The organism is Luteimonas sp. A537 (assembly GCF_054052065.1).
In genome coordinates this window covers 806,649-830,794 of record NZ_JBSVRH010000001.1, presented here as the reverse complement: position 1 = coordinate 830,794, position 24,146 = coordinate 806,649, and the positions used below count along the sequence as shown (strand labels likewise).

Sequence of the window (24,146 nt, the reverse complement as noted above, 5' to 3'; positions counted from 1 at the left end):
ATGCCACCATCCCCCGATGCCTCGAAATTCCCGCGATTCCGGCCCTTCCCCGCTGCACGCCATCCCCCGCCGCCCCCATGCCTGGGCCTGGCTCGCGCTGCTGCTGCACGCCGCCGTGGCCCTGGCCTGGTGGCAGCTGGGCTGGCGCTGGGGCCTGCCGCTGCTGCTCGTGCTTCACCTCGGCTTCGTCTGGGGCACGTTGCGGCCCGGATCGAGGCTGTTCGGCCCGGTCGCGACCCGCTTCGACACCGCCGCGCCGGAAGTCTGGCTGACCATCGACGACGGCCCGTCGCCGGATACACCGACGATCCTCGACCTGCTCGATGCCCACGGCGCGAAAGCCACCTTCTTCCTCGTCGGCGAACGCGCACAGGCGCGACCGGAGCTGGTGCGCGAAATCGCGACCCGCGGGCATGGCATCGGCAACCACAGCCACACCCACCCGCAGGCCCGCTTCTGGGCACTGGGACCGGCTGCGATGCGCCGCGAGATCCTCGATTGCCAGCAGGCGCTGACCGCGATCACCGGCACCGCGCCGCGCTGGTTCCGCGCCGTGGTCGGCCACGCCAATCCTTTCGTGCACGCGCCGCTGCGCAAGGCCGGCCTTGCCCGCCTGGCCTGGAGCGCCCGTGGCTACGACGCCGTCGAATCCGACCCCGCCCGTGTCACCGGGCGCATCGCCCGCGACCTGGCACCTGGCGCGATCGTCCTGCTCCACGAAGGCGCTCCGCATGGCCGCAGCGTTGACACCGTGGCCGCGGTGCTCGAGGCACTGCGGCAACGGGGGTATCGGGCGGTGGTGCCGGCAGCACGCTAGTCACGCCCACCAGTAGCGCACCAGGTGGAAGAACACCGGCGCTGCGAAGCAGACCGAATCCAGGCGGTCGAGCATGCCGCCATGGCCTTCGATCATGTGGCCCCAGTCCTTGATGCCGCGGTCGCGCTTGATCGCCGACATCACCAGGCCGCCGAAGAAGCCCATCAGGTTGATCGCCAGCGCCAGCAGGGCCGCCTGCAAGGGCGTGAACGGGGTGATCCACCACAGCGCGGCACCCAGCGCCGAGGCCGAGGCGACGCCGCCGATGAAACCTTCCACGGTCTTCGACGGCGACAGCCGGGGTGCGATCAGGCGGCGCCCGCAGAGCTTGCCCCACACGTACTGCAGCACGTCAGACGACTGCACCACGATCACCAGGAAGGCGATCAGCAGCAGGTTGCGGCCTTCATAGCCGTCGATCTGCAGGTTGAGCAGCGCCGGCACGTGGGAGATGCAGAACACGCTGACCATCAGTCCCCACTGCACTTTCGAGGTGCGCTCCAGGTAGCCGGTGGTATCGCCGCCGATGGTCGAAAGGATCGGCAGGAACAGGAACGCATAGACCGGGATCAGCAGCGTGTACATGCCGTACCAGTCGCTGTACACCAGCCAGTACTGGTAGGGCAGCACCACGTAGAACGCGGCCACCAGCGCCCAGTAGTCGCCGCGCCGGGTGGGCGTGAGGGTGATGAACTCGCGCAGGGCGAACAGCGAGATCAGCGCGAACAGCAGGGTCATGCCGATCCGCCCGCCGAGGAAGCCGAGCCCGACCACGGCCGCCATCACCCACCAGGCGCGGATGCGGGCGACGAGGTTGTCGATCACCGCGCTGGGGCCGTCGGCGCGCCAGCGCAGCGTCTCGGCGACCAGGGTGGCCACGACCAGCACTGCACCGATGCCTGCGAACAGCAGCGTGGTGTCGGAGAATCCCCGCAGCAGGTCGATCATGCCTGGCCCTCCGGCGTTGCCGCGTCGCCGGCATCGCTGCCCGCAAGCGCCATCAGCGAGGCGCGGGCCCGGTCCAGGAAGCCCTGCTTGTCCTCGCCCGGCACAAGCCGCATGGGGGTGCCGAAGCGCGCGGTGCACAGCAGCGGCAGCGGCAGCAGCCGGCCCTTGGGCATGACCCGGTGCAGGTTGTCGAGCCAGACCGGCACGAACTCCAGCTCCGGCCGCTGCCGGGCCAGGTGGTAGATGCCGCTCTTGAACGGCAGCAGCCCGTCACCGGTGTTGCGGGTGCCTTCGGGAAACAGGATCAGCGAGGCGTCGCCGTCCACCGCGTTGCACAGGGTCAGGATCGGATCCTCGCTGCGCTGCGCGGGGTCGCGTTCGATCAGCACACCGTTGAAGACGCGGTGGATGAGGTAGCGGCGCAGGCGGCTGCGGTTCCAGTAGTCGGCCCCCGCCACCGGGCGCACGCGCCGCCGCAGGCCGAAGGGCAGCGCCGACCAGATCATCACGAAATCGCCGTGGCTGGCGTGGTTGCCGAAGTACACCCGCCGGTCGGCAGACGGGCCGCAGCCCTCCCACAGCGCACGCGCACCGGTCAGGGCGCGGATTGCGCCGCTGAAGCCGCGTGCGATCAGGTCGTTCACCATGTGATTGCTCCTTTCCCCGTCGCGCTGTCAGGTGGCGGCCAGCCAGGCGGCCACCATCAGCAGTCCCTGCAGTGCCAGCAGCGCTGCCTGGCGGCGCATCCATCCGCGCGCACCGTGCCAGCGTTCGTTCCAGCCACGAGCATCCCCGGCCGGCCGGAAGCCGAGTGCCTGCAGGCTGGCGTCCAGCGCCTGCGCCGGATCCTTCTCATTGCCGGCCGAAAGTGACGCCAGCAGGTCGGCGTCGAAGTCGACCCGGATGGCGCAATAGAGCTGCGAGGCGGCCGCAAGCAGGCTGGCGGCCAGCAGCACCAGGACCAGCGCGTCCGCGGTCGGCACCACGGTTTGCAGCACCAGCCAGGCGGCGGCCAGCGCGGCCAGCCCCATGCTCACGCCGTGAAGGCGACGCCCCTGGCGCAGCAACGATGCCATCACCCGGAGGTCGAACGGCTTCATCGCGCGGATGCCTGCAGGCTCGACTGCGCCGGCTGTACCCGGCCGGCCCCGACCACGGCCTGCAGCGCGATGCAGTGGCCATCGCGCAGCACTACCTGTGGCCGCGCCGCGCGCACGCGGGCGATCGCCTCGTCCACGCTTGCCGCGCGCCCGCTTGCAAGCAGCCAGGCGGCCACCGACACCGCGCTGCGCGAGTAGCCCAGTGCGCAGCACACCAGCACCGGCCCGCGGGCGGCCGCGCGCTCGATGGCCTCCGCGGCCTCGCGCAGCGCGGCGGGTTCCGGAACCACCAGGTCGAGCATCGGGATGCTGCGGTCGCCCTCGCGCGCGCCGCCGGGCAGCGACAGCTCGGCGCACACGTCGACGACGGCCAGGCCCGCGCGCTCGCTGCGGCCGGGAATCCGCCCCAACCACACGTCGTCGGCGACCTCGACCGGTGCCGGCTGCCGGCGCGTCCACCAGCGCGAGTTGATCCAGGCCGCGGCCAGGTAGGGCGCGTACAGCCAGCGCGCCGCGGTGCCAAGCCGTCCGTCCGCGCGCTTCTGGAAGCCAGCGGCACCCAGCAGCGCGTAATTGCACGCAACCAGCGCCAGCGACAGCGCCACCCAGCACAGCCACAGCCATCCCCCGCCTCCGGCCACCGCGAGCGCGGCGGCGGCGAGCGCCCCGGCCAGGTAGAGGGCCGCCAGCCGCCAGCGCACCGGATCGCGCGTCGGGCGAGCATCGCGCCAGGGTGCGCGTGCATTCCGGGGCCACAGCCACACGCACAGCCAGCCGGCGGCGATGCCGGTGGGGATGTCGATGAAATGGTGCTGGTAGGTGGTCAGCACCGACACGCACACCAGCGCGAACCACAGGTGCAGCGCCCATTGCCAGGCGCCGCGCAGATGGCGTGCATAGAGCGTCCACAGGATGACCGTCAGCGCCACGTGCAGCGAAGGCGCCTGGTTGTAGGGCCGGTCGAAGCCCTCCAGTGCGGCGAACATGGCCCCGAACAGGCCGTCGCTTGCCGGGCGCTCGAAGCTGAAGGCCAGCGGCCAGGCCAGGAAGCAGGTCACCGCCAGCAGCTGCACCGACAGCAGCCGCAGGCAGTGGGTGTCGAGCTCGCCGCGGTCGCGGCACAGGAAGGGCGAGGCGGCGTAGAACAGGTTGGTGGTCCAGTAGGGGACGATCGTCCAGGCCAGGAACGGCAGCGCGTGCTCCCAGTCGAACGCGATGTGCGGCACGTCCGCGCGCTGCGCGGCCATGGCGTTGGCCAGGCCGTAGCTCAGGTAGAAGAACGGGCCGAGGAAGGCGAGCCAGGCGAGCGCGCGCTTCCAGGGACGGGGCTGTGGCAGCGCGGCCACCTCAGGCGCCGATGCGCTGGGCCAGCGACACGGTGAAGATGCCCCAGCGGTCGATCCGCTGTTCGAGCTTGCGGAAGCCGGCCGCGGCCACCAGCTGGTCCATCTCGGCCTGGCTGCGCCGACGCATCACCCAGGCCGCGCCGCCGCGGTGGCTGGTCAGGGCGCGGGCGATGAACTCGAGCTGGGGATGCCAGGGCTGGCCGGTATAGACCAGGTAGCCGCCGGGCGGCACCGCGTCGGCCAGCCCGCCAAGCGATTCGCGCAGCAGGGCGTTGTCCGGGAACAGTTCGTAGAGGCCGGAGACGATGGCCAGGGTCGGGGCCGGATCGAGTGCCGCCAGCGAGGCGCGGTCGAAGGCGTCGCCGGGCTCGAAGGCGGCGATGTCGCCGGCACCCAGGGCCTGGATCAAGGCCCGGCCCTTCTCCACGTTGAGCGCGCTGTAGTCGCGCAGCAGGATGCGGTCGGCACGCTCGTCCTGTCCGGCCAGGGCTTCGAGCGCATAGCGGCCGTGGCCGGCGGCGATGTCCACCGCCACCACCGGCCTGCCTTCGGCGCGCAGCCGGCGCATGGCCTCGCCGAGCAGCTCGTGCAGGTGCTCGCGGCGCACGCGGATGCCGCGCCAGCCGATCGCGCCCAGGTAGTTGCGGTCGACCATGCGGCCCAGCGGGCCGGCGCCGCGGGCCTGGTTTTCGTACACGTAGTCCAGCGTGCTGCCGGAGTCGAAGCCGGTGTCGAGGCCAAGCCGGATGCCGCGCGACAGGCGGCCGCCCAGGCGCAGGCCCGCGCGCGTGGCGCGCCAGTACAGGTCCTTTGCCGACCAGCGCCGCGGCGGCCATGCCAGCACCTGCGACTCGTCGAAGCTGGCGCCGTGGCGGTGGGCGTCGAGCAGCGAGGGTGTGGGCGCAACGTCTTCGGCGAAGCGCGCCTGCAGGAAGCCGCGGATCTTCTCCACCGCCACCGCGCGGTCGCGCTCGCCCAGGGTGTCGTGGAAGAAGCCGGGCAGAAGGTGCCGCTCCTTGACGTGCGAGCCCAGGCGTTCGAAGAACCGGTCCTGCGGCGCCCGATGGACGACGAAGTCGGAACCCGAGACCAGCAGTTGGGTCGGGGTGATGATCGCGCTGGCATCGTCGACGATGCGTTCGGCGGCGTCGTACAGGCCTAGCAGCACCCGCACCGAGATCGGTCGCGTGATCAGCGGGTCGGTGCGGTAGCTGGCGATACGCTCCGGATCGTGGGTGAGGAACTGCGGCTTGACGTAGCTGTTGACGAAGAAGTTGCCGCGCAGCGCCTGCAGCAGGCGCAGGCCGGGAATCGCGAAGGGCACGTACAGCTTGACCCGGAACGCGGGCGATGCCAGCACCAGCGCCCGCAGGCGCGGCGCGTAGTCGTGCGCCCAGGCGGCGGCCACCACCGCGCCCACGCTCTGCGCCACTACCGCCATGCGCTGGTGGGCGATGCCGTGTTCGCTCCCGATCCACGCCGCGAAGCAGTCGAGGTCGCGCACCAGCGTCTCGAAGCCGGGCGCATCGCCGCGCGCGCCGGGCGAGCGGCCGTTGCCGCGCGCGTCCCAGGCGAACACGTCGTGGCCGGGCATCTGCAGCTCGTCGGCCAGGTGCGCCATCCGCCCGGAATGTTCGTGCCCGCGATGCAGCAGCACGATCGCCCCCTGCGAGGGACCGCTTGCCGGCCAGTGGCGGTAGTAGAGGCGTTCGCCGTCGCAGCCGGGGAAGTCCAGCTCCCTGTATTCGCGCATCCGTTTCACTCTCCGTGTGCAAGGGAGGCTTCGCGTGCCCCCCGCATGCCTGCGTTGATGCGGCGCCCGATCGTCGGCAGGCACAGCGCCGCCACGATCGCCACCGCGATGTTCACGGCGCTGCCGCCGATCCAGCCCATGGCCAGCAGCAAGCCGACGAGTCCGACCACGAACGCGCGGTCGCTCTTGCCCATCGGACCTTCGTAGCGCCTGCCGCCTCCAACCATCAGTCCCAGCACGCCCGCGTACTCGGTCAGCAGGGCCAGCAGCACCATCAGCCAGAGCAGGTGCGCCTGTACCCCGGGCACTGCCAGCAGGCAGAGGTACAGGGCCGCGTCCGCGATCACGTCGCACAGCTCGTTGAGGTACGCGCCGAGCGGCGACTGCTGGCCGAACTCGCGCGCCAGCATGCCGTCCACCGCGTTGAGCGCCATCCGCAGCAGCATCCACAGCGGCAGCATCAGGTACAGCAGCGCTTGCGCCGGTGCGGCGCTGAACACCACCCATGCCACCAGCAGCGACAGCGCCGCGGCGGCCAGCGTCACCTGGTTGGCGGTGACGCCGATGCGCGCGAGCAGGCGCACGCCGGGCCGCAGCAGGTCCTGGAAACGTCCCTTCAGAAGATAGATCGACATCCCGCTGCGCTCCCCACGCTGGGGCTGGAAGCGGGCAAGACTACACGAGCCGGCCATCCCGCCGGTCAGCGCCGTTCGGCCACCACCAGCCAGTTGTTGAACGGCGTATTGCCGTACAGCGGCCTGAACTCCACCGACAGCCCCGCATCGGCCAGCTGCGACTCCAGCTCCAGTCGCGTCGGGTAGCGCTTGGGTACTTCCTGCATCCAGCCGGCCAGGTGCGCCAGGCGGTCGGTGATGCGGGTGGTGCGGCCGCGGCCGGTGTCGTCGCCCAGGCCGCTGCGGATGACCAGTTTCGCCCCGGGCACCAGCATCGCGACCGCGTCGGCCAGCAGGGCGCGCTGGGCTTCGGCATCGAGGTACTGCAGCACGTCGAGGATCGCCACGCTGCCGCGGTGCGGCGGCCAGCCCCGGGCCAGGTCCACCACTTCGAAGCGGGTCTTGGCGGCCAGTCCGTTGCGTCCGGCAATGGCCTGGCCGCGGCGGATCTTGTCGGCGTCGATGTCCACGCCGTGCCATTCCATCGACTGCCCGTCCAGGCGCAGCGCGTGCAGCAGCAGGCCCAGGCCGCAGCCGAGGTCGAGTACCGGTGCGCTGGTGCCGCGCAGCGCGTCGAGCACGCCGGGATACAGCGGGTCGGTGCGCAGCTTGGTCAGCGTATAGAAATAGTCGTAGCGGTTGCCGTAGAAGCGCCGGGGCAGGAAGGCGCGGGCAATGGCGCGCGCTTCGTCCGGCGGGAAGGGCGCGATGGCGGAGCGGGTGGTCATGGCGTCGTTCCTGGCGGCTGCAGCAGGCGGCGCGCGACCGGCAGGGCCAGGCGCGTCCACTCGACATACATGGCGGCGGAAGGATGCAGGCCGTCGTCGGCCAGCATCGCGGGTTCGCCACCGCGTTCGCGGCTGACCCGGGTGATGTCGACGAAGGCAACGTCGCGTGCTTCGCAGATCGCGCGCGCCGCTCCGTTGCAGGCGTCCAGCTCGCGCGCAATCACATCGAGGTCGCGTTCCGGGGCGGCGGCGAACGGGGTCACGCCCCAGTCCGGGATCGACAGCACCAGCACGCGCCCGGGACGGCCGCCGGCAAAGCCGATGCTGCGTTCGAGCAGCGCGGTGAACCCGTGCGCGTAGTCGTCGACATCGCGTCCGCGGTACTGGTTGTTGACGCCGATCAGCAGGCTGGCGAAGTCGAAGGGGCCGCGCGGGTCGGCGGCGTCGATCGCGGCGTCCAGTTCGTCAGTGGTCCAGCCGGTGGCGGCGATGGTCAGCGGGTCTTCAAGGGCGATGCCGTCGGCGCGCAGCGCGCGGGCGAGCTGGTGGGGCCAGCGGTCGGCGGGTTCGACGCCTTCGCCGATGGTGTAGGAGTCGCCGAGGGCGAGGTAGGAGAGGGGCATCCGGGTCAGGCCGTCGCGGGATCGATCGCGGCTGTAGCCGCTCTCGCAGGTGTCGCCGCCGCGGCGCGGCGGGCCAGCACGCGGTCGATGCGCCGGAACACTTCGCGCAGCTGCTCCGGCTCGGGCAGCAGGGTGACGCGGAAATGGTTGCGGTAGGGCACGTTGAAGCTCGAGCCCGGTACCACCAGCACGTGCTCGGTCTCCATCAGTTCCAGCGCAAACGCATGGTCGTCGAAACACTGCGCCGCCGGGCCAACCACGCCGGGAAAGGCGTACAGCGCGCCGTCGGGCACCTGCAGCTCCAGGTGGGGACTGGCCGCGCAGGCTTCGGCCACGATGCGCCGCGCCTCGTGCAGGCGGCCGCCGGGCGCCACCAGCGGGCCGATGGTGTCGAGCCCGGACAGCGCCGCAGGCACCGCGAACTGCCCCGGCACGTTCGCGCACAGGCGCAGCGCGCCGAGCAGGTCGATGGCATGGCGATAGTCGCGCGTCGCACCGGCATCGCCTGACAGCACTGCCCAGCCGATGCGCCAGCCGCAGGCGCGGTGCACCTTGCTCAGGCCGCCGAAGGACAGGCAGGGCACGTCGCCGGCGATCGGCGCCAGCGGTTCGAAGCGCGCGTCGTCGTAGGTGATGCCGTCGTAGATCTCGTCGGCCATCAGCAGCAGGCCGTGGCGACGGGCGACGTCGGCGATGCGCTCCAGCAGCGCGCGCGGATAGCTGGCGCCGGTGGGATTGTTGGGGTTGATCAGCACGATCGCGCGCGTGCGCGGCGACACCAGCGCCTCGATCTCGTCGGGATCGGGCAGGAAGCCGTTCTCGGCACGGCAGGGGTAGTACACCGGGCGGCCGTCGTTGAGGATGGTCGAGGCCGACCACAGCGGGTAGTCGGGGGAGGGCAGCAGCACCTCGTCGCCGGGGTTGAGCAGGGCGCGCAGGCTGATGTCGATCAGCTCGCTGACGCCGTTGCCGATGAAGACGTCGTCGGCCGACACGCCGGCCGCGCCGCGCGCGGCGTGATGGGCCGCGATCGCTTCGCGCGCCGCCGGCAGGCCCTGCTGGTGCGCGTAGGGATCGGTGTCGTGGATGTGGTCGGCGATCGCGCGCTGCATGTGCTCCGGCGCGCGGAAGCCGAAGGCGCCGGGGTTGCCGATGTTGAGCTTGATCAGCACGTGCCCGTCGGCCTCGAGTTCGCGGGCGCGGCGCGCGAGCTCGCCGCGGATCTCGTAGCGCACCTCGGACAGGCGTTCACGGGTGGCGAGCGGCGGCTTTGGCATGCGGGGCGGTCGGCGCGGGCGGACGGCAGAGACTAGCGGAATTGCATGTGCGAGTCGCCGCCGGGGCCGGCGCCGAAGCGTGGGCATGCCGGGTCCGCCGGTGGCGGCTGCGCGGCCGGCAGCAGGGCCATCAGGCTGCGCGCCGCGTGGCGGGCGACCCGCTCCAGCTCGGCGGCGGGGGTGGCGTCACCCACCTCGTAGGTGACCGCGGGCGCGCCGAGGCGGCAGAACGCCCAGTTCTTGAACACCGGCGAGCGGGCGCTGGACGGCTTCTCCTCGATGTCGAAGCCGGCCTGCATCGCCGCCATCCATGCGTGCAGCACGCCGCCCGGCGCGCGCGAAGGGTCCTCGGCCACGGTGTAGAACACGTCGCGGACGGTCGAATGGAAGTCGATCGCGAAGGCGACGCGGCCGGCGCCGATGCCGCGTGCGGCCAGCAATTCGCGCAGCGCGCGCGTTTCCGGCTGCGCGAACGGCCCCCAGTCGCGGTTGAGGTCGACGCCGTTGGCATTGCCGCGCCAGTGGCCCTCGACCACGCCGTCGGGGTTCAGCAGCGGCACCACCAGCACGCGCATGCGGTCGCGGAACGCGCGCGCGTCCGGCGTGTCGGCGGCCAGCGCCTCGACGAACCCGGTCAGCGCCTGGGTGCCGGTGTTCTCCGGTGGATGCTGGCGCCCGAGCACCAGCAGCACCGGTGCGTCGCCGTCGGCGCCGAATTCGAACGCCTGCAGCGCTCGGCCCTGGACCGAGGTGCCGAAGGTGCGCGGCTCGAGGCCGAGCCGCCCGGCGACGTCCGCTGACCAGGCCTCGAAGTCCGCGGGCAGGAACGGCGGCTGTGCCGACACGTGCAGGGCGCCCGCTTCGAGCTGCAACCGCAGATGGGCGACGCCTTCGTCATCGACCCGGAACTCGTCGGCGCCGGCTTCGCGCCATGCGCGGCCATCGGCGCTGAGCTTGGGCACGTAGCGGTGGCGATGGCCATGGGCGTAGGCGAAGCGCAGCTCCAGGGTGCGCGGTGCGTCGGCGTGGATGCGGAAGCCATACCAGGCGCTGGGATTGACCGGCTCCGTTTCCGGCGCGATGTCGATCCGGTAGCGGCCCTCGCCCAGGCGCGCGACGCCCGACAGCCGCGCCGCGGGCAGCAGGTTGTCGAAACGCAGGCCGTCCGCGTCGAAGCGCCAGGCCTTGCGGACCTGGACCGCCGCCTGCGATGTGCCGGCCGGCGCCGAGGCCGGGGGTGTGTCCGCAGCGGCTGCAGGCGGCGGATCGATCGGCTGGCGCGACGCGCAGCCGGCCACGAGCAGCGCCAGCGTGGCGGGCAGCCAGCGGGCGGTGCGCACGGCCGCGCGGTCGCGGCGCTGCGGGCGTTCGTCGGTGGAAGGCGTCATCTGGAATCCATGCGGGACAGTGACGCGCGATGGTCGCAGGCGCACCCGGGCCTGCCAAGCCGGCGACGCCGTCCGGACGGTAGAATCGCGGCCATGACCTCCCGCCGACCCCGCGCTTGAATCCCGCCGCCGCCGGACTGCAGGCCATCGGCTGGCGGGCCGGCATCGATCCGCGCTGGCAGCAGGCGATGGCCGCGCATCCGCAGGCGCAGCCCGCGCGCGTGGTCGAGCAGCACCGCTCGGGCTACGTGGTGGCGACCGGTCCCGGCGACGGCGTCGCGGTGGAGTCGCTGCCCGAATGGCAGCGCCCGGTCGGCTATCGCAAGGGCACGGTGGCGCCGGAGGACCGGCCAGCGGTCGGCGACTGGGTGCTGGTCGAGGAGGGCAAGCGCATCGTCGCCCTGCTGCCGCGCCGCAGCGCGATCAAGCGCGGCGCCGCCGGCGAGCACTACCGGCAGCAGCTGATCGCCGCCAATGTCGACGTGGCCTTCGTGGTCTGCGGCCTGGACGGCGACTTCAATCCGCGCCGCATCGAGCGCTACCTGCTCCTGGTGCAGGGCAGCGGCGCGCAGCCGGTGGTAGTGCTGACCAAGGCCGACCAGCCTGGCGCCGACGCGGCCGCGGCGCGCGTCGCGCTGGCCGCCATCGAAGCCCTGGGCGTGCCCGCGGTGGCGGTGAACGCGAAGGACGCTGCGGCGGCCGCGGCGCTCTCGCCCTGGCTGCATCCGGGTGACACCGCGGTGCTGGTGGGTAGCTCCGGCGCCGGCAAGTCCACGCTGACCAACACCCTGCTCGGCAGCGACCGGATGAAGACCGCCGCGGTGCGCGAGCACGATGCCCGCGGCCGCCACACCACCACCCACCGCGCGCTGATCCCGCTGCCTTCCGGAGCCTGCCTGATCGACACACCGGGCATGCGCGAGCTCAAGCCCACCGGCGAGGAGGAGCTCGCCGACGGCGGCTTCGCCGACATCGAGGCGCTGGCCGCCGAATGCCGGTTCCGCGACTGCGCGCACGGTCGCGAGCCCGGCTGCGCGCTGCGCGCGGCGATCGCCAGCGGGGTGCTGGACGAAGGCCGCTTCCTCAACTACCTGAAGCTTGGCGGCGAGCTCGCCGCCGCCTCGGACCGGCTGGCCTCGCGCCTGGCCGACCGGCAGGTCGCGAAGCTGCCTTCGCGTACCCCGCAGAAGCGGTCGGACGACCGCCCGGGCAAGCGCTGAGGCGTGGACGCCGCGTCGCCCGAGCTCGCACGCCACGCCGCGCTCGACGCACGCATGGTCGCGGCGGCACGCGGGATCCGGGTGCTGACGCTGGCAAGCTGGCCGGCGTCGGTGCAGCACGGTTTCCTTGCCGGCCTCGCGCAGGGCCGGCTGCAACTGCCGCGGGTCGACTATCCCCGCCACGATTTCAGCGACGCTCGCCGCGAGCTGGGGGCCGTCGCCGATGCCGCCGACCCGGCGCATCCGCTCGGCCGTTACCTGGTCGACTCGGCGCGGCAGTGGGACGTGGCCGCGCGCATGCTGGAAGCGCTGGGCACGCCCGAGGCCGGCGCGCTGTCGGTGGCGCTGTACGGCCGTCCGGACGACCCGCTGCCCGGCGGCGGGCCGAGCACGCGCGACGCCGCGCGGCATTTCATCGACATCGCCAACGAGCTCGACCGCGAACTGCTGGCGCCGGAAGAGCAGGTCGCGATCTCGGCCACCGCGCTGCAGTTGCAGCTGCAGAACGCGCTGGACGCCTTCTTCGGCGGGCGCGTGGTGGCGGTGGAACTGGACCCGGACATGATCGCCAAGGCGGCGGCCGGCGCGTACCGCATCCGCCTGCGCACCGGCGCGGCCTACACCGACTACGACCGCCGCCAGCTGCTGCACCACGAGGCGCTGGTGCATTCGCTGACCGCGCTCAACGGCCGCGACCAGGTGCGGCTGCCGAGCCTGGCGATGTCCTCGCCGCGCATCACCGCCACCCAGGAAGGGCTGGCGGTGCTGGCCGAGCAGATCACCGGCAGCATCGACATCGAACGCATGAAGCGCATCAGCCTGCGCACCGAGGCCATCGCGATGGCGATGGAGGGCGCGGACTTCCTGCAGGTGTTCGGGTATTTCCGCGATGCCGGCCAGGAGGCGGCGGAGAGCTTCTCCTCGGCCCAGCGCGTGTTCCGCGGGGTGCCGGTGGCCGGCGGCGCGGCGTTCGCCAAGGACACGGTCTACCTGCGCGGGCTGGTCGAGGTGCATACCTTCTTCCGCCACGCGCTGCGCGACGGCCGCCTGCGCCAGTGCCGGCGCCTGTTCGCCGGCAAGATGACGCTCGACGACGTGCAGGCCTTCGATCCGCTGTTCGATGCCGGGGTGCTCGCGCCGCCGCGCTGGCTGCCCGACTGGGTGGCGCGCGCGAACGGCCTGGCCGGGCAGCTGGCGTTCTCGTTGTTCGCCAACCGCATCCGACTGGACCGGCTGTCGGCTGCCACCGAACCGGGCAGCGGCGGCGCCGGCTAGCCGACGCCCGGGCGCGCGTCGCGCAGCGCCTTCGCGAACACGGCCAGGAAGCGGCGCGCGGCTTCCGACGGCGGGCGGTCCTCGAGGTGCACGCACTGCACCTTGAAACGCAGCGGCGGCGAGAACGGGCGGTGCGACACCGCCGGGCCGGCGGCCGCGCGCGCGGTGAACTCGTCCACCACCGCCATGCCCACGCCGTGCCGCGCCAGCTCGGCGGCGATGTAGAAGGTCTGGTTGGAGACCACTTCGTTGACCGTGATGTCCTGGCGCTGCAGCTCGCGGTTGAGCAGGTCGCCCACCGGACCGCCCGTGGTCAGGCCCACCAGGTCCCGTCCGTCGAGGACCCGCAGCGGCACGTGCTCGCCGACGCCGGGCAGGGCGGCGGGCTGGTACAGCAGCATCAGCTCGCCGGTGTCGATGTCGCGGCGCTTCATCCTCGGGTGCATGGGCGGGTCATAGGCGATGGCGATGTCGCAGCTGCGCTCGTACAGGGCCTGGAACAGCGCGTCGTGGTGCAGCGTCTGCACGTCGAAGGTGACGTCGGGATGGCGCGCGCGGAAGCGCGCGATCGCCAGCGGCGCGACGTGCAGCCCCAGCGAGGGCACGACCGCCAGGCGGATGCGGCCGCCGGCGAGGCTGCGCAGGTTGACGACCGTCTTCTGCAGCGAGGTCAGCCGGCTGAAGACCTCGGACACCTCGACGAACAGCGCGTGCGCCTGGTCGGTGGCGACCAGCCTGCCGCGCACAAGGCGGAACAGCTCCAGGCCCAGCTGCTGCTGGGTGTGCTGCAGCACCTTGCTGACCGAAGGCTGCGAGACGTGCAGGGCGCGCGCCGCGGCGCTGATGGAGCCGGAGGTGTAGACGGCGTGGAACACCTCGATCTGGCGGAAGCGCATGGCGGTGCGGCACTCCTGGATGGCAGCGGGCATGATCGTCGCCCGCCCGCCGCCTGTCGCGTGACTAAGGTTGTGCCGCGGTGCCCTCGCGGCGCGGATCGGCGGCGCCGCGCAGTACGCCGCCGCTCCGCGCCACGCCGTGCAGGCCCGAGTCCTCGCCGGCGCCCGCGACGATATCGATGCCACGGGCGGACAGCGCCGCGCGCAGCGCCGGCGCGAACGCGTCCGCTTCGCCGTTGAAGCGCGCCCCGCGCGCGACCAGGTTGGGCAGCGCGACCGCGTCCTGCAGCGGCAGGTCCCAGTACAGCCACCCGACCAGGGCCTTGGCGATGTAGGCCGGGATCGCATTGCCGCCTGGCGAGCCGATGGCGCCGGCGAAGCCGCCGTCGCGGTCGAGCACGATCACCGGCGACATCGACGAGCGCGGACGCTTGCCGGGCGCGATCGCGTTGGCCGCCGTCGCGCCCGGCCCCCAGGAGAAATCGGTCAGCTGGTTGTTGAGCAGCATGCCGCCGACCACGCGCCCGGAGCCGAAATAGGATTCGATGGTGGTGGTCATCGACACTGCGTTGCCGGCGGCGTCGACCACGACGAAGTGGCTGGTGCCGGCGGGCTCGTCGGTGGCGTCGGCCCCGTGCGCGGGCGCGCCGGGCGGCTGGCCGTGCGCGGGCCGCCCCGCCGCGGCATGCGTGCCGATCAGATCGCGGCGCCCGGCGATGTACTCGGGGTCGAGCAGGCCGGCCGCCGGCACCGGGCTGAAGCGGGGGTCGCCGACGTAGTGGTCGCGGTCGGCATACATCAGGCGGCTGGCTTCGGCGAACAGGAACCACGCCTGCGGATCGTCGGGGCCGCGCTCGGCGATGTCGGTGCCGTCGAGAAGCAGCATGAGCTGCAGCAGGCCGACGCCGCTTGCCGGCGGCGGTGCCGCGCACACCACCCGGGCACGCAGCGGGCGGCAGATCGCGTCGCTGCGCTCGGCGCCGCCGTGCCGCAGGTCGGCCGGGGTGACGCGGGCGCCATGGGGCGGCTCCGCGACGCGCGCAAGCAGGGCGTCGGCCAGCGGTCCCGAGCGCAGCGCCCCGCTGCCGCGTACGGCGATCGTGCGCAGGCTGGCGGCGTAGGCCGGATTGCGGAAGGTGTCGCCGACGCGCAGCGGGCTGCCGTCGGCGGCGGCGAACAGCGCCACCACGTCGGGCGCGGACGCCTGCGGGAAGTCGCCGGCGATGTGGCGGTGCAGGCGCGGCGTCACCGCGAAGCCGCGCTCGGCCTGCGCCGCCGTGGATTCGAACAGCGTCGACCAGTCCAGCACGCCGTGTTCGCCATGCGCGAGTTCAAGCGCGTGCAGCGCGCCGGGGACGCCCGTGGCGCGCCCGCTCAGCATCGCGTCGGCGCGCGACAGGACGTGCCCGTCGTCGTCGGTGAACATGCCCGGGCCGGCGGCCATGGGGGCGCGCTCGCGGCCGATCCAGCTGTCCACGCGCCCCGAGTCCGCGTCGTAGTGCAGCACGATGGTGCCGCCCAGCAGACCCGAACTCTGCGGCTCGACCAGGCCGAGCATGGCCTGTACGGCGACCGCGGCATCGATCGCGCTGCCGCCGCGGCGGAGCACCTCCAGGCCGGCTTCGGTCGCCAGCGGGTGCGCGCTGCTGACAAGCCCGGCCGCGGAGGCGTTGGCGTCGGCGACGGCGGCCGGCGGCACGGGCGCGACGACGCCTGCGCCTGCGCCGGTGCCGCAGGCGACGAGGCAGGACACGGACAGCGAGGCAAGCGCGCGGTATGCCGTGGAGAGCGATGCGTGCAGCGACGACGAGGCCAAGGGCGGGCTCCTGCGGAGGCCGGCGGCGGGCACGTCGCCGGAGGGAAGGGATGTTCCGAGGCTATCGCGATTGAATGCCGCACGCCCCCCGCTTTGCGGGGGTGGCCGATAACGCCAGGCTATGGCCGCGTCCATAGCCGCGCCGCATACCCGTCCGCAGGAAAGCTGGGCGACAGCCAGGGCCGCCTCGGGCAGTGTCGAAGCGCCCGGGGGGCATCGGACGACGACAGGAGACCACCACATGCGCAGGCGATCCATGCTGTCCCGCGCGGCGCTGTTCGCGCTCTGCCTGGCCGCCGCCGCGACGGCGCCGGCGCAGACGCGGCAGCTGCTCAACTACGAACAGATCCACAAGCCCGTCGTTGCCGAGGGCGGCATGGTGGTCAGCCAGAGCGCGCATGCCAGCCGGATCGGCGCACAGGTGCTGCGCGAAGGCGGCAACGCGGTCGACGCCAGCGTGGCCATGGCCTTCGCCATGGCCGTGGCCCTGCCGCGCGCCGGCAACATCGGTGGCGACGGCTACATGCTGGTCCATCCCGCGGGCGGGGCCGGCGCGGTTGCGATCGACTTCCGCTCGATGGCACCCGCGCTGGCCACGCTCGACGCCTATGTCGGCGAGGACGGGACCCTGCAGGGCCACGCGGCCGGCATCCGCGCCGCAGGCGTGCCGGGCACGGTGGCGGGCCTGGCGCTGGCGCACGAAACGCACGGCCGGCTGCCCTGGAAGCAACTGCTGCAGCCGGCGATCCGGCTGGCCGCGGACGGCATGGTGCTCAGCCGCGACGAGGCCTTCGCGCTGGACTGGGGCCGGGAGCGGCTGGCGCGCAGCGCGGCCGGCGCGAAGGTCTTCCTGCACGCGGACGGCTCAGCGCTGCGCGCGGGCGAGCGCCTGGTGCAGGCCGACCTTGCCTGGTCGCTGCGCCAGATCGCCGAACACGGCGCCGATGCCTTCTATCGCGGCGCGATCGCCGAGCGGATCGACGCCGGCATGCGCGCCCACGGCGGGCTGCTGCGCAAGGCGGACCTGGCCGCCTACCGCGCGATCGCGCGCGAGCCGCTGCGCAGCAGCTACCGCGGCCACGCGCTGCTGACCATGCCGCCGTCCAGCGGCGGCGGGCCGGGCGTCGCGATGACGCTCAACATCCTCGAGCGCTTCGACCTGGCGGCGATGGGCGCAGGCTCCGCCGATGCGCTGCACGTGCTGGCCGAGGCGACCAAGCGCGCCTGGCGCGACCGCCGGGCCCACGCCAATGATCCGGCGGCGTCACCCGTGCCACTGCAGGGCTTCGTGTCGAAGGCGTACGGCGCGTCGCGGGCGGCGGAGATCGCCATGGACCGGGCGACGCCCGCGGCCGCGGTCGGCGCCGGCGACATCTGGGCCCACGAAGCCCCGGACACCACCCATTTCTCGGTCGTGGACGGCGAGGGCGGCGCGGTCAGCACCACCTACACCATCGGCGCCGACTTCGGCTCGGGGGTGATGCTGGAAGGCACCGGCTTCCTGCTTGGCAACCTGATCGGCAACTTCTCGCTGCAGGCGCAGCTGGACGCCGCGCGCGACGGCCGCGAGCCGCCGGCGAACGCGCTGCGGCCGGGCAGCCGCCCGGTGTCGAGCATGTCGCCGACGATGCTGCTGCACGACGGCAGGCCCTGGCTTGTGACCGGCAGCCCGGGCGGCAACACCATCCCGGGCACGATCGTGCAGATGATCGTCAACGTCGTCGACTTCGACATGAACATCGCCGAGGCGACGTCGTTCCCGCGCATCCACCAGCAGGTCACCGCGCGTGGCGAGCTCGACATCGAGCGGGGGTTCAGTCCGGACACGCTGCGCATCCTGCGCGAGCGCGGCCACGAGCCGGAGCAGGGACAGACCATCGGCAGCACGCAGACGCTGCTGTTGGAGGCGTCCCGCGTGGAAGGCGCGGCCGATCCCAGGCGCCCGGGCGCGGCTGCCTTCGCGCAGTAGGCGCGCAGGCATAACCTCCCGCTATGGGATGGGGCAGAAAAACGAGGGCTGGCGAAACGGCAACGCCGCTAAAGTCGAATAAGGGGAGCGCGCGTGCGCGCCGGTTTGATGTCTTCGGAGGGAACACCACATGCACCATCGCCTGACCAAGCCGACGCTGCTCAGCGTCATCCTCGGCGCGACGCTCCAGAGCATGGCGTTTGCACAGCAGCAGGATGTCGCGGAGCCGGATACGCCGCCGCTGCAGACAACCACCACGGCCACTGCCACGGCGAAGGAGCTGGACGCCGTCGTGGTCGTGGGCAGCCGGCTTGCGAGCACGCGGACCGAGGGGCCGTCGCCGGTCCTGATAATGGACGAGGAGAAGATCGAGGCGACCGGCGCGATCTCCGGCGACGAGCTGCTGCAGGCGATCCCGCAGGTCGGCGACATGATGTTCAGCAACACCGACACCGCGTCCAACCTCAACGCGGCGCGCGGCGACGTGGGCTCGATCAACCTTCGCAACCTCGGCACCGGCAACACGCTGCTGATGGTGAACGGACGGCGCATGGTGCCGCACCCGGGCACGCAGACCGAATCGCTGGTGCCGCGGCAGACCGCCAACATGAACGCGATTCCGCTGTTCGGCACCCGGCGTGTCGAGACCCTGCTCGGCGGCGCATCGGCGCTGTACGGGTCGGACGCGGTGGCCGGTGTGGTCAACGTGGTCCTGGACACCCATTACCAGGGCTTCCAGGTGCAGGCCCAGTACGGCGGCTCCGAAGACGTCGACCTGCGCCAGGGCAACATCAATTTCAAGGCCGGCAAGTGGTTCAACGACGGCCGCACCCGCGCGACGCTGGTCGGCGGCTGGACGCACCGCACCGACCTGCCGGCCGATGCGCGCGACTACAGCGCCAACATGGATCGCCGCCCGCTGATGGAAGGCACCGAGTTCGAAGGCGTGACCGCGTTCGACGACCGCATCACCGGCTCGGCCTGGGGTGTGTTCCAGACCGTGGGCAACGCCAGCGTGCGCGGCCCCGGTGACGCGCTGGTCACCAATGGCAGCGGCCAGTTCCACATCGACCCGGTGGGCCACCACGGCTGCACCGCGCCGCTGGGCGGCGGGGTCTGCATCAACTCCGGCGCCCAGAGCACCACCCCCGACCGGCCACTGCGCTTCAGCCCCAACCACCAGCGCCAGATCATGGGCGAGCTGGACCGCATGAACGCGTTCGGCACGATCGAGCATGACCTCGACGACAACTTCATCGCCTTCGGCGAGCTGGCGTTTTACAAGGCGCGCTACGAAGGCATGCGCGAGCAGGCCGCGCCGCTGGGCGCGGCGCCGATCCTGGTGTCGAAGACCAACTACTACAACCCGTTCGGCGCGATGTACCTGCCCGACGGCTCGCTCAACCCGAACCGCCTGGCGGGCATCGACGCGCCGGAAGAAGGGCTGGACGTGCGCATGACCAGTTACCGGCCAACCGACACTTCGCGTCCGTACACGGTGGACGACGACCAGTACCGCGTCCTGGCCGGCGTACGCGGCATGGTCGGCGGCTTCGACTGGGAAGGCGCGGTGCTGTATTCGGCGGCGGAGACCACGGACACGCAGTACGGATCGATCAGCAATACGCTGTTCGCCGAGGCGCTGTCGTGGAACACGCCGGACGCCTACAACCCCTTCCTGGGCGGTAACCCGGCCGACTGGGGCGCGCCCCCGGAGCACGGCCGGAACCAGGTCGCGATCGATCACTTCACCGTGCCCGTGCTGCGCGAGAGCAAGGCGACCCTGTTCCAGATCGACACCCGCTTCATCCGCGAAGACCTGTTCCAGGTTCCGGCCGGCCACGTCGGCGTCGCCTTCGGTGGCGAGTGGCGCCGCGAAACCCTGGACGACGATCGTGATCCGCGCTTCGACGGCACCTTGACCTACACCAACCCGATGACCGGTGCGATCACCAGCGACGTGCTCGGCGCCAGCCCCTCCGGTGACAACTCAGGCGACCGCGAGGTCGGCTCGTTGTACGCCGAATTCGCGATACCGCTGGTGTCGCCGCAGATGGAAGTGCCGCTGGTGCGCGCGCTGGACCTGCAGGTCGCGGGGCGCTACGAGCACTACTCCGACTTCGGCGGCGTCGCCAAGCCCAAGGTGTCGCTGGCCTGGGACATCGTCGACGGCGTGATGTTCCGCGCCAACTGGTCGCAGAGCTTCCTCGCGCCGAACATCCTGCAGCTGTATTCCGAAGGCACCACGGTCAGCAACAGCCGCACCGATTACTACGTCTGCGAGGCCGATATCCGCAACGGCACCATCGACGGCGTGCACCGCTGCGGCCGCAGCTACAGCACGATGGCGGTCCGCAGCGGCAACCGCAACCTGGAACCGGAAACCGCCGAGACCTGGTCGGCCGGCTTCGTGTTCCAACCGAGGTTCCTGCCCGAATCCACGCGCATGACCTTCACCACCGACTACTTCGAGATCCAGCAGGAGGATGTGATCGGTATCCTCGGCGAGGCCACGCACCTGGCGCTGGACTACCTGCTGCGCATGCAGGGTTCGTTCAATCCTGCGGTTGTGCGGCTGGATCCGGACGAAGCACGGATCGCGCTGTTCGAAGGCACCGGGCTCGACCCGGTGGGCATGGTCGACCACATCGACGACCTCTACATCAACCGCTTGCCCCGGACCACGCGCGGCATCGACTTCGGCGTCGACTGGCGCCTGCGCACGGACACCGCCGGCACCTTCAACGCCAGTCTCAACGCGACGCGTCTGATCCAGATGTCGCAGGACCCCACCGCCGACGAGCTGCGCATCATCGAGGCGCAGGAGGCGGGGCTGATCGATGACAACTTCGACATCCGCAACGCCGGCAACCTGCTGGGCGTCAACGGCAAGCCGGAATGGCGCGCGACCTTCAGCGCCTCCTGGCGCAAGGACGGCTGGGGCCTGGGCACCTTCGTCAACCACACCGACGCCTTCGAATCGACCGGCGCGGTCTCCAACCTCGGCAATTACTACCCGGTGCCGAGCTGGACGACGACCAACCTCTGGGCCGAGCATCGCTTCAGCGGAACCGAGGGCTTCCTCGATGGCACCCGGATCCGCCTGACGGTGCGCAACATCGGCGATCGCCAGCCGCCGCTGACCCCGAGCGCGCTGGGCTATTCTTCGCTGCACAATGCGCTCGGGCGCGGTTACTACCTGACGGTGACCAAGTCCTTCGACTGATCGCCGTCCACGCGCGCGCCGCCGCCATGGATGGCGATGGCCTGGCGCACGGTCCCGGAATCCCCTCGGAGGCACCATGAAGCAACGCAGCAGGGCCGGTCGCGCCCTGGCACTGTTCGCCGTCGTCCTGTCGTGCTGCGCCTGGCTGCCGTCCGCGGCGGCCGAGGGCATCGAGGACCGGCTGCGCGGGTTGATGGACGAGCACGGCACGGTGGGCCTGGCGGTGGTGGTGGTCCGCGACGACGCCATCGTCTACAGCGGCAGCCTGGGCTGGAAGGACCTGGAGCAGCAGATCCCCCTCGACCGGGACGATGCCTTCCGCATCGCCTCCATCTCGAAGTCCTTCGTGGCCACTTCGATCCTGCAGCTGGCCGAGCAGGGGCGCCTGTCACTGGATGACGAGGTCGGCGGCCTGGTCGGCTTCCCGGTGCGCAACCCGACGTTCCCGGAGCGCCCGGTCACGCTGCGGATGCTGCTCAACCACACCTCGTCGATCACCGACGGCGAGCAGTACGGCAGCCTCGACGCCATCGACCCCGGCGCCGGCGGCGCCTGGCGGGAGCGCTATGCCGAGCGCGCGCCCGGTGAGCGCTACGAATATTCCAACCTCGGCTACAACATGGCCGGCGCGATCGTGGAACGCGTGTCCGGCGAGCGCTTCGACGCCTACGTGCGCGCGCACGTGCTCGAACCCCTGGACCTTTACGGTGGCCACCTGGTGGATGCCCTGGACCCGGACCGGATTGCGCGCATCTACCGCTGGCGCGAGGGCGAGGGCTTCGTGCGTTCGGAGGCGGCCTACGCGCCGCTGGCCGGTCGCCTGGACGGCTACGCCATGGGTCGCGACGCGCCGGTGTTCTCGCCCACCGGCGGGCTCAAGATCCCGGCGCCGGACCTGGCGAAGTACATGCTGATGCACATGAACCACGGCCAGTGGAACGGCGTGCGCATCATCAGCCCCGCGAGCGCGCTGGCGATGCAGACGCCCACCGTCGCCATCGACGACGGCAGCGGCGGCTACGGCCTGGCCATGCGCACCGACCGGACCCTGGTGCCCGGGGTGGTGCTGACCGGCCACACCGGATCGGCCTACGGCCTGTACAGCTCGATGTTCTTCGACGCGGAGCGGAAGTACGGCTTCGTCGTGATCACCAACGGCAGCCGCGGCGAGGAGGCGTTCCGGACGGCGGTCAACCGGGCGCTGCACGAGCACTTCATCGCCGGTCGCGAGGCGACGCCGGCCGCACCGGTCGCGCCCGTCGTCTCCGGCGCGGCCACGATGGACGCGGCGGGCATGGTCGATATCCGCAGCCTGGTGCCCGGCATGTCGCAGGCGATCGCCTATGCCGGCAGCGACAACTTCGTCGGTGCGCCGGTGGACGGCTACGAGGCGCCGCGCTGCTGGCTCAAATTGGAGGCGGCCGAGGCGCTGGCGCGTGTCGAGGCCGCGCTGCGCGAACGCAACCTGCGCCTGCACATCTTCGACTGCTACCGCCCGGCGCGCGCGGTGGCGCACTTCATGCGCTGGGTCGGCGATTCCGGCGACGTCGCCACCAAGGCCACCCACTACCCGGACCTGGACAAGCCGCAGCTGCTCGACGGCTACATCGCGGAGGTGTCGGGCCACAGCCGCGGCCACACGGTGGACCTCACCGTGCTGCGCTGCGACGACCGCGGCCTGGACTGCGCGCCGCTGGACATGGGCACCGGCTTCGACTTCTTCGGCACCCGCGCCAATACCGATTCGCCGGAGGCCAGCGCCGGACAGCGCGCCAACCGCCACCTGCTGCGTGACGCGATGGCGGCCGGCGGCTTTGCCAACTACCCCATGGAATGGTGGCACTACAGCTTCCAGGCCGGCACCGGGCCGGGGCCGCTGTACGACGTGCCGGTCAACTGAAGAAGTTGATGAACCCGGTGATGATCAGCGCGTTGCTGAAGTCGATGAAGAACGCGCCCACCAGCGGCGCGACCAGGAACGCGCGCGGCGCGGCCCCGTAGCGCTCGACCAGGGTGCGCATCACCGCCATCGCGTTCGCGGTGGTGCCGAGCATGAAGCCGATGAAGCCGCCGCCCATCACCGCGGCGTCGTAGTCGCGGCCCATCATCCGGAACACCACCAGGCAGAACGCCGCCACCATCGCCACCTGCAGTCCCAGGTTGACCAGCAGCGGGAGCGCCAGGCCGGCGAGCTCCCACAGCTTGAGGTTCATCAGCGCCACCGACAGGAACAGCGCCAGGCAGACGTTGCCGATCAGGTCGGTGGTGGGCACCGACATGCCGATCCAGCCGGTGGCGTCGTCGATGTTGCGGATCAGCGCGCCGACCAGCATCGCGCCGACGTAGGCGGGCAGGGTGATGCCGGTGGCCGAGATCAGGTCGCTGACCCAGCTGCCCAGCCACATCGCCACCAGGATCACCACGATGCTCTTCAGCGCGCCGTACTCGCGCTGGGCTTCGGTCAGCGGCGGGCCGGCGGCCTCGATGTCGTCGGGCGAGGTGTGGTCCTGCGGCCGCGAGGACACCAGTTTGAAGCGGCGGATCAGCACGGTGATCACCGGCCCGCCGATCAGTCCGCCAAGCACGATGCCCGACATCGCCGCCGCCACCGCGATCGATTCGGCGCCCTCCACGCCGGCCGCTTCGAACAGCGGCGCGAAGGCCAGCCCGGTCGCCGGGCCGCCGGTCAGCGTGGTCGAGCCGGCAAGGACGCCGAACAGCGGGTGCAGGTCGAAGCCCACCGCCACCGCCATGCCGAGCAGGTTCTGCGCCACCGCGAACACGGTGGCCAGGGCCAGGAACACCATCACCTGCTTGCCGCTGATCTTCAGCAGCCGCAGGCTGGCGTTGACGCCGATGGTGGTGAAGAACGCGATCATCAGCGGGCCCTGCAGCCCGGTGTCGAGCTCGAACAGCGTCGCGCCGCGGTCGTGCGCGATCCAGGCCGCGATCGCGAACACCAGCCCGCCGATCACCGGTGGCGGCAGGTTGTAGCGGCCAAGAACCGGGATCACGCGGCACAGCGCATAGCCCAGGAACAGGGCGATGCCGGCGAGGGCGAGGGTCTGGACGGCGTCGAGTTGCAGCATG

Annotated in this window: 19 protein-coding genes; 6 read left to right on the top strand and 13 right to left on the bottom strand. The window is 71.7% G+C overall.

The genetic code is table 11. The features are described 5' to 3' along the window. The first annotated feature begins 16 nt into the window (after positions 1-16). Positions 17-817, top strand: a complete 801-nt coding sequence (locus ACW7GZ_RS03795; RefSeq protein ID WP_457007900.1) for a polysaccharide deacetylase family protein — start codon at positions 17-19, stop codon at positions 815-817. Here ACW7GZ_RS03795 and ACW7GZ_RS03790 read toward each other — a convergent pair whose 3' ends face one another. The 10 genes from ACW7GZ_RS03790 to ACW7GZ_RS03745 all read right to left on the bottom strand — a co-directional run bounded on the left by ACW7GZ_RS03790 (position 818) and on the right by ACW7GZ_RS03745 (position 10,654). Beyond that, positions 818-1,765, bottom strand: a complete 948-nt coding sequence (locus ACW7GZ_RS03790) for a phosphatidate cytidylyltransferase (protein ID WP_457000799.1) — start codon at positions 1,763-1,765, stop codon at positions 818-820. It abuts the gene before it with no gap. Further along, positions 1,762-2,412, bottom strand: coding sequence for a lysophospholipid acyltransferase family protein (locus tag ACW7GZ_RS03785; RefSeq protein ID WP_457000801.1), 651 nt, complete (start codon positions 2,410-2,412; stop codon positions 1,762-1,764). The genes ACW7GZ_RS03790 and ACW7GZ_RS03785 overlap by 4 nt, the downstream gene beginning before the upstream one ends. A 27-nt stretch (positions 2,413-2,439) precedes the next feature. Further along, the gene (locus tag ACW7GZ_RS03780) at positions 2,440-2,865 is read right to left on the bottom strand and encodes a hypothetical protein (protein WP_457000803.1); all 426 of its coding nucleotides are present in this window, start codon (positions 2,863-2,865) and stop codon (positions 2,440-2,442) included. Beyond that, positions 2,862-4,202: a phosphatase PAP2/dual specificity phosphatase family protein gene (locus tag ACW7GZ_RS03775; protein WP_457007977.1), complete on the bottom strand. Its 1,341-nt coding sequence runs from the start codon at positions 4,200-4,202 to the stop codon at positions 2,862-2,864. Before ACW7GZ_RS03775 ends, ACW7GZ_RS03780 begins: the two co-directional genes overlap by 4 nt. A 10-nt stretch (positions 4,203-4,212) precedes the next feature. After that, a complete protein-coding gene (locus tag ACW7GZ_RS03770) occupies positions 4,213-5,964 on the bottom strand; it encodes a bifunctional alpha/beta hydrolase/class I SAM-dependent methyltransferase (protein ID WP_457000805.1) in 1,752 nt (583 codons plus the stop codon). A 5-nt stretch (positions 5,965-5,969) separates the two neighbouring features. Continuing rightward, entirely contained in the window at positions 5,970-6,599 is a 630-nt protein-coding gene (locus tag ACW7GZ_RS03765) for a CDP-alcohol phosphatidyltransferase family protein (protein ID WP_457007899.1), read from the bottom strand. A gap of 65 nt (positions 6,600-6,664) precedes the next feature. After that, positions 6,665-7,366: a methyltransferase domain-containing protein gene (locus ACW7GZ_RS03760; protein ID WP_457007897.1), complete on the bottom strand. Its 702-nt coding sequence runs from the start codon at positions 7,364-7,366 to the stop codon at positions 6,665-6,667. Beyond that, complete coding sequence (locus ACW7GZ_RS03755; RefSeq protein ID WP_457000810.1) at positions 7,363-7,989, bottom strand: SGNH/GDSL hydrolase family protein; 627 nt, start codon at positions 7,987-7,989, stop codon at positions 7,363-7,365. The genes ACW7GZ_RS03760 and ACW7GZ_RS03755 overlap by 4 nt, the downstream gene beginning before the upstream one ends. Before the next feature lie 5 nt (positions 7,990-7,994). Beyond that, entirely contained in the window at positions 7,995-9,266 is a 1,272-nt protein-coding gene (locus ACW7GZ_RS03750) for an aminotransferase class I/II-fold pyridoxal phosphate-dependent enzyme (protein ID WP_457000812.1), read from the bottom strand. A gap of 32 nt (positions 9,267-9,298) precedes the next feature. Continuing rightward, on the bottom strand, positions 9,299-10,654 hold the full coding sequence (locus tag ACW7GZ_RS03745; protein ID WP_457000814.1) for a M14 family metallopeptidase: 1,356 nt from the start codon (positions 10,652-10,654) through the stop codon (positions 9,299-9,301). A 116-nt stretch (positions 10,655-10,770) separates the two neighbouring features. On the opposite strand from ACW7GZ_RS03745, the gene rsgA reads away from it, so the two are divergent. Together rsgA and ACW7GZ_RS03735 are read left to right on the top strand one after the other, a co-directional pair. Next, positions 10,771-11,874, top strand: a complete 1,104-nt coding sequence (gene rsgA, locus ACW7GZ_RS03740; protein WP_457000816.1) for a ribosome small subunit-dependent GTPase A — start codon at positions 10,771-10,773, stop codon at positions 11,872-11,874. 54 nt (positions 11,875-11,928) lie between these two features. Further along, entirely contained in the window at positions 11,929-13,149 is a 1,221-nt protein-coding gene (locus ACW7GZ_RS03735; RefSeq protein WP_457002784.1) for a flavohemoglobin expression-modulating QEGLA motif protein, read from the top strand. Here ACW7GZ_RS03735 and ACW7GZ_RS03730 read toward each other — a convergent pair. After that, on the bottom strand, positions 13,146-14,078 hold the full coding sequence (locus tag ACW7GZ_RS03730) for a LysR family transcriptional regulator (protein WP_457000818.1): 933 nt from the start codon (positions 14,076-14,078) through the stop codon (positions 13,146-13,148). The genes ACW7GZ_RS03735 and ACW7GZ_RS03730 overlap by 4 nt on opposite strands. Positions 14,079-14,109: 31 nt before the next feature. Further along, positions 14,110-15,861 (bottom strand): gamma-glutamyltransferase family protein, encoded by a 1,752-nt coding sequence (locus ACW7GZ_RS03725; RefSeq protein ID WP_457007895.1) that lies wholly within the window; start codon positions 15,859-15,861, stop codon positions 14,110-14,112. A gap of 241 nt (positions 15,862-16,102) precedes the next feature. Between ACW7GZ_RS03725 and ggt the strand changes: the two genes are divergently transcribed. From ggt to ACW7GZ_RS03710, 3 genes are all read left to right on the top strand, one after another. Beyond that, positions 16,103-17,830, top strand: a complete 1,728-nt coding sequence (ggt, locus tag ACW7GZ_RS03720) for a gamma-glutamyltransferase (protein ID WP_457007893.1) — start codon at positions 16,103-16,105, stop codon at positions 17,828-17,830. A 130-nt stretch (positions 17,831-17,960) separates the two neighbouring features. Then, entirely contained in the window at positions 17,961-21,056 is a 3,096-nt protein-coding gene (locus ACW7GZ_RS03715; protein WP_457007892.1) for a TonB-dependent receptor plug domain-containing protein, read from the top strand. Positions 21,057-21,132: 76 nt separating this feature from the next. Beyond that, positions 21,133-22,956: a serine hydrolase gene (locus tag ACW7GZ_RS03710; RefSeq protein ID WP_457007890.1), complete on the top strand. Its 1,824-nt coding sequence runs from the start codon at positions 21,133-21,135 to the stop codon at positions 22,954-22,956. Here the strand turns inward: ACW7GZ_RS03710 and gltS are convergent. Further along, the gene (gene gltS / locus ACW7GZ_RS03705) at positions 22,949-24,145 is read right to left on the bottom strand and encodes a sodium/glutamate symporter (RefSeq protein ID WP_457007888.1); all 1,197 of its coding nucleotides are present in this window, start codon (positions 24,143-24,145) and stop codon (positions 22,949-22,951) included. The genes ACW7GZ_RS03710 and gltS overlap by 8 nt on opposite strands. Position 24,146 lies beyond the last annotated feature (1 nt).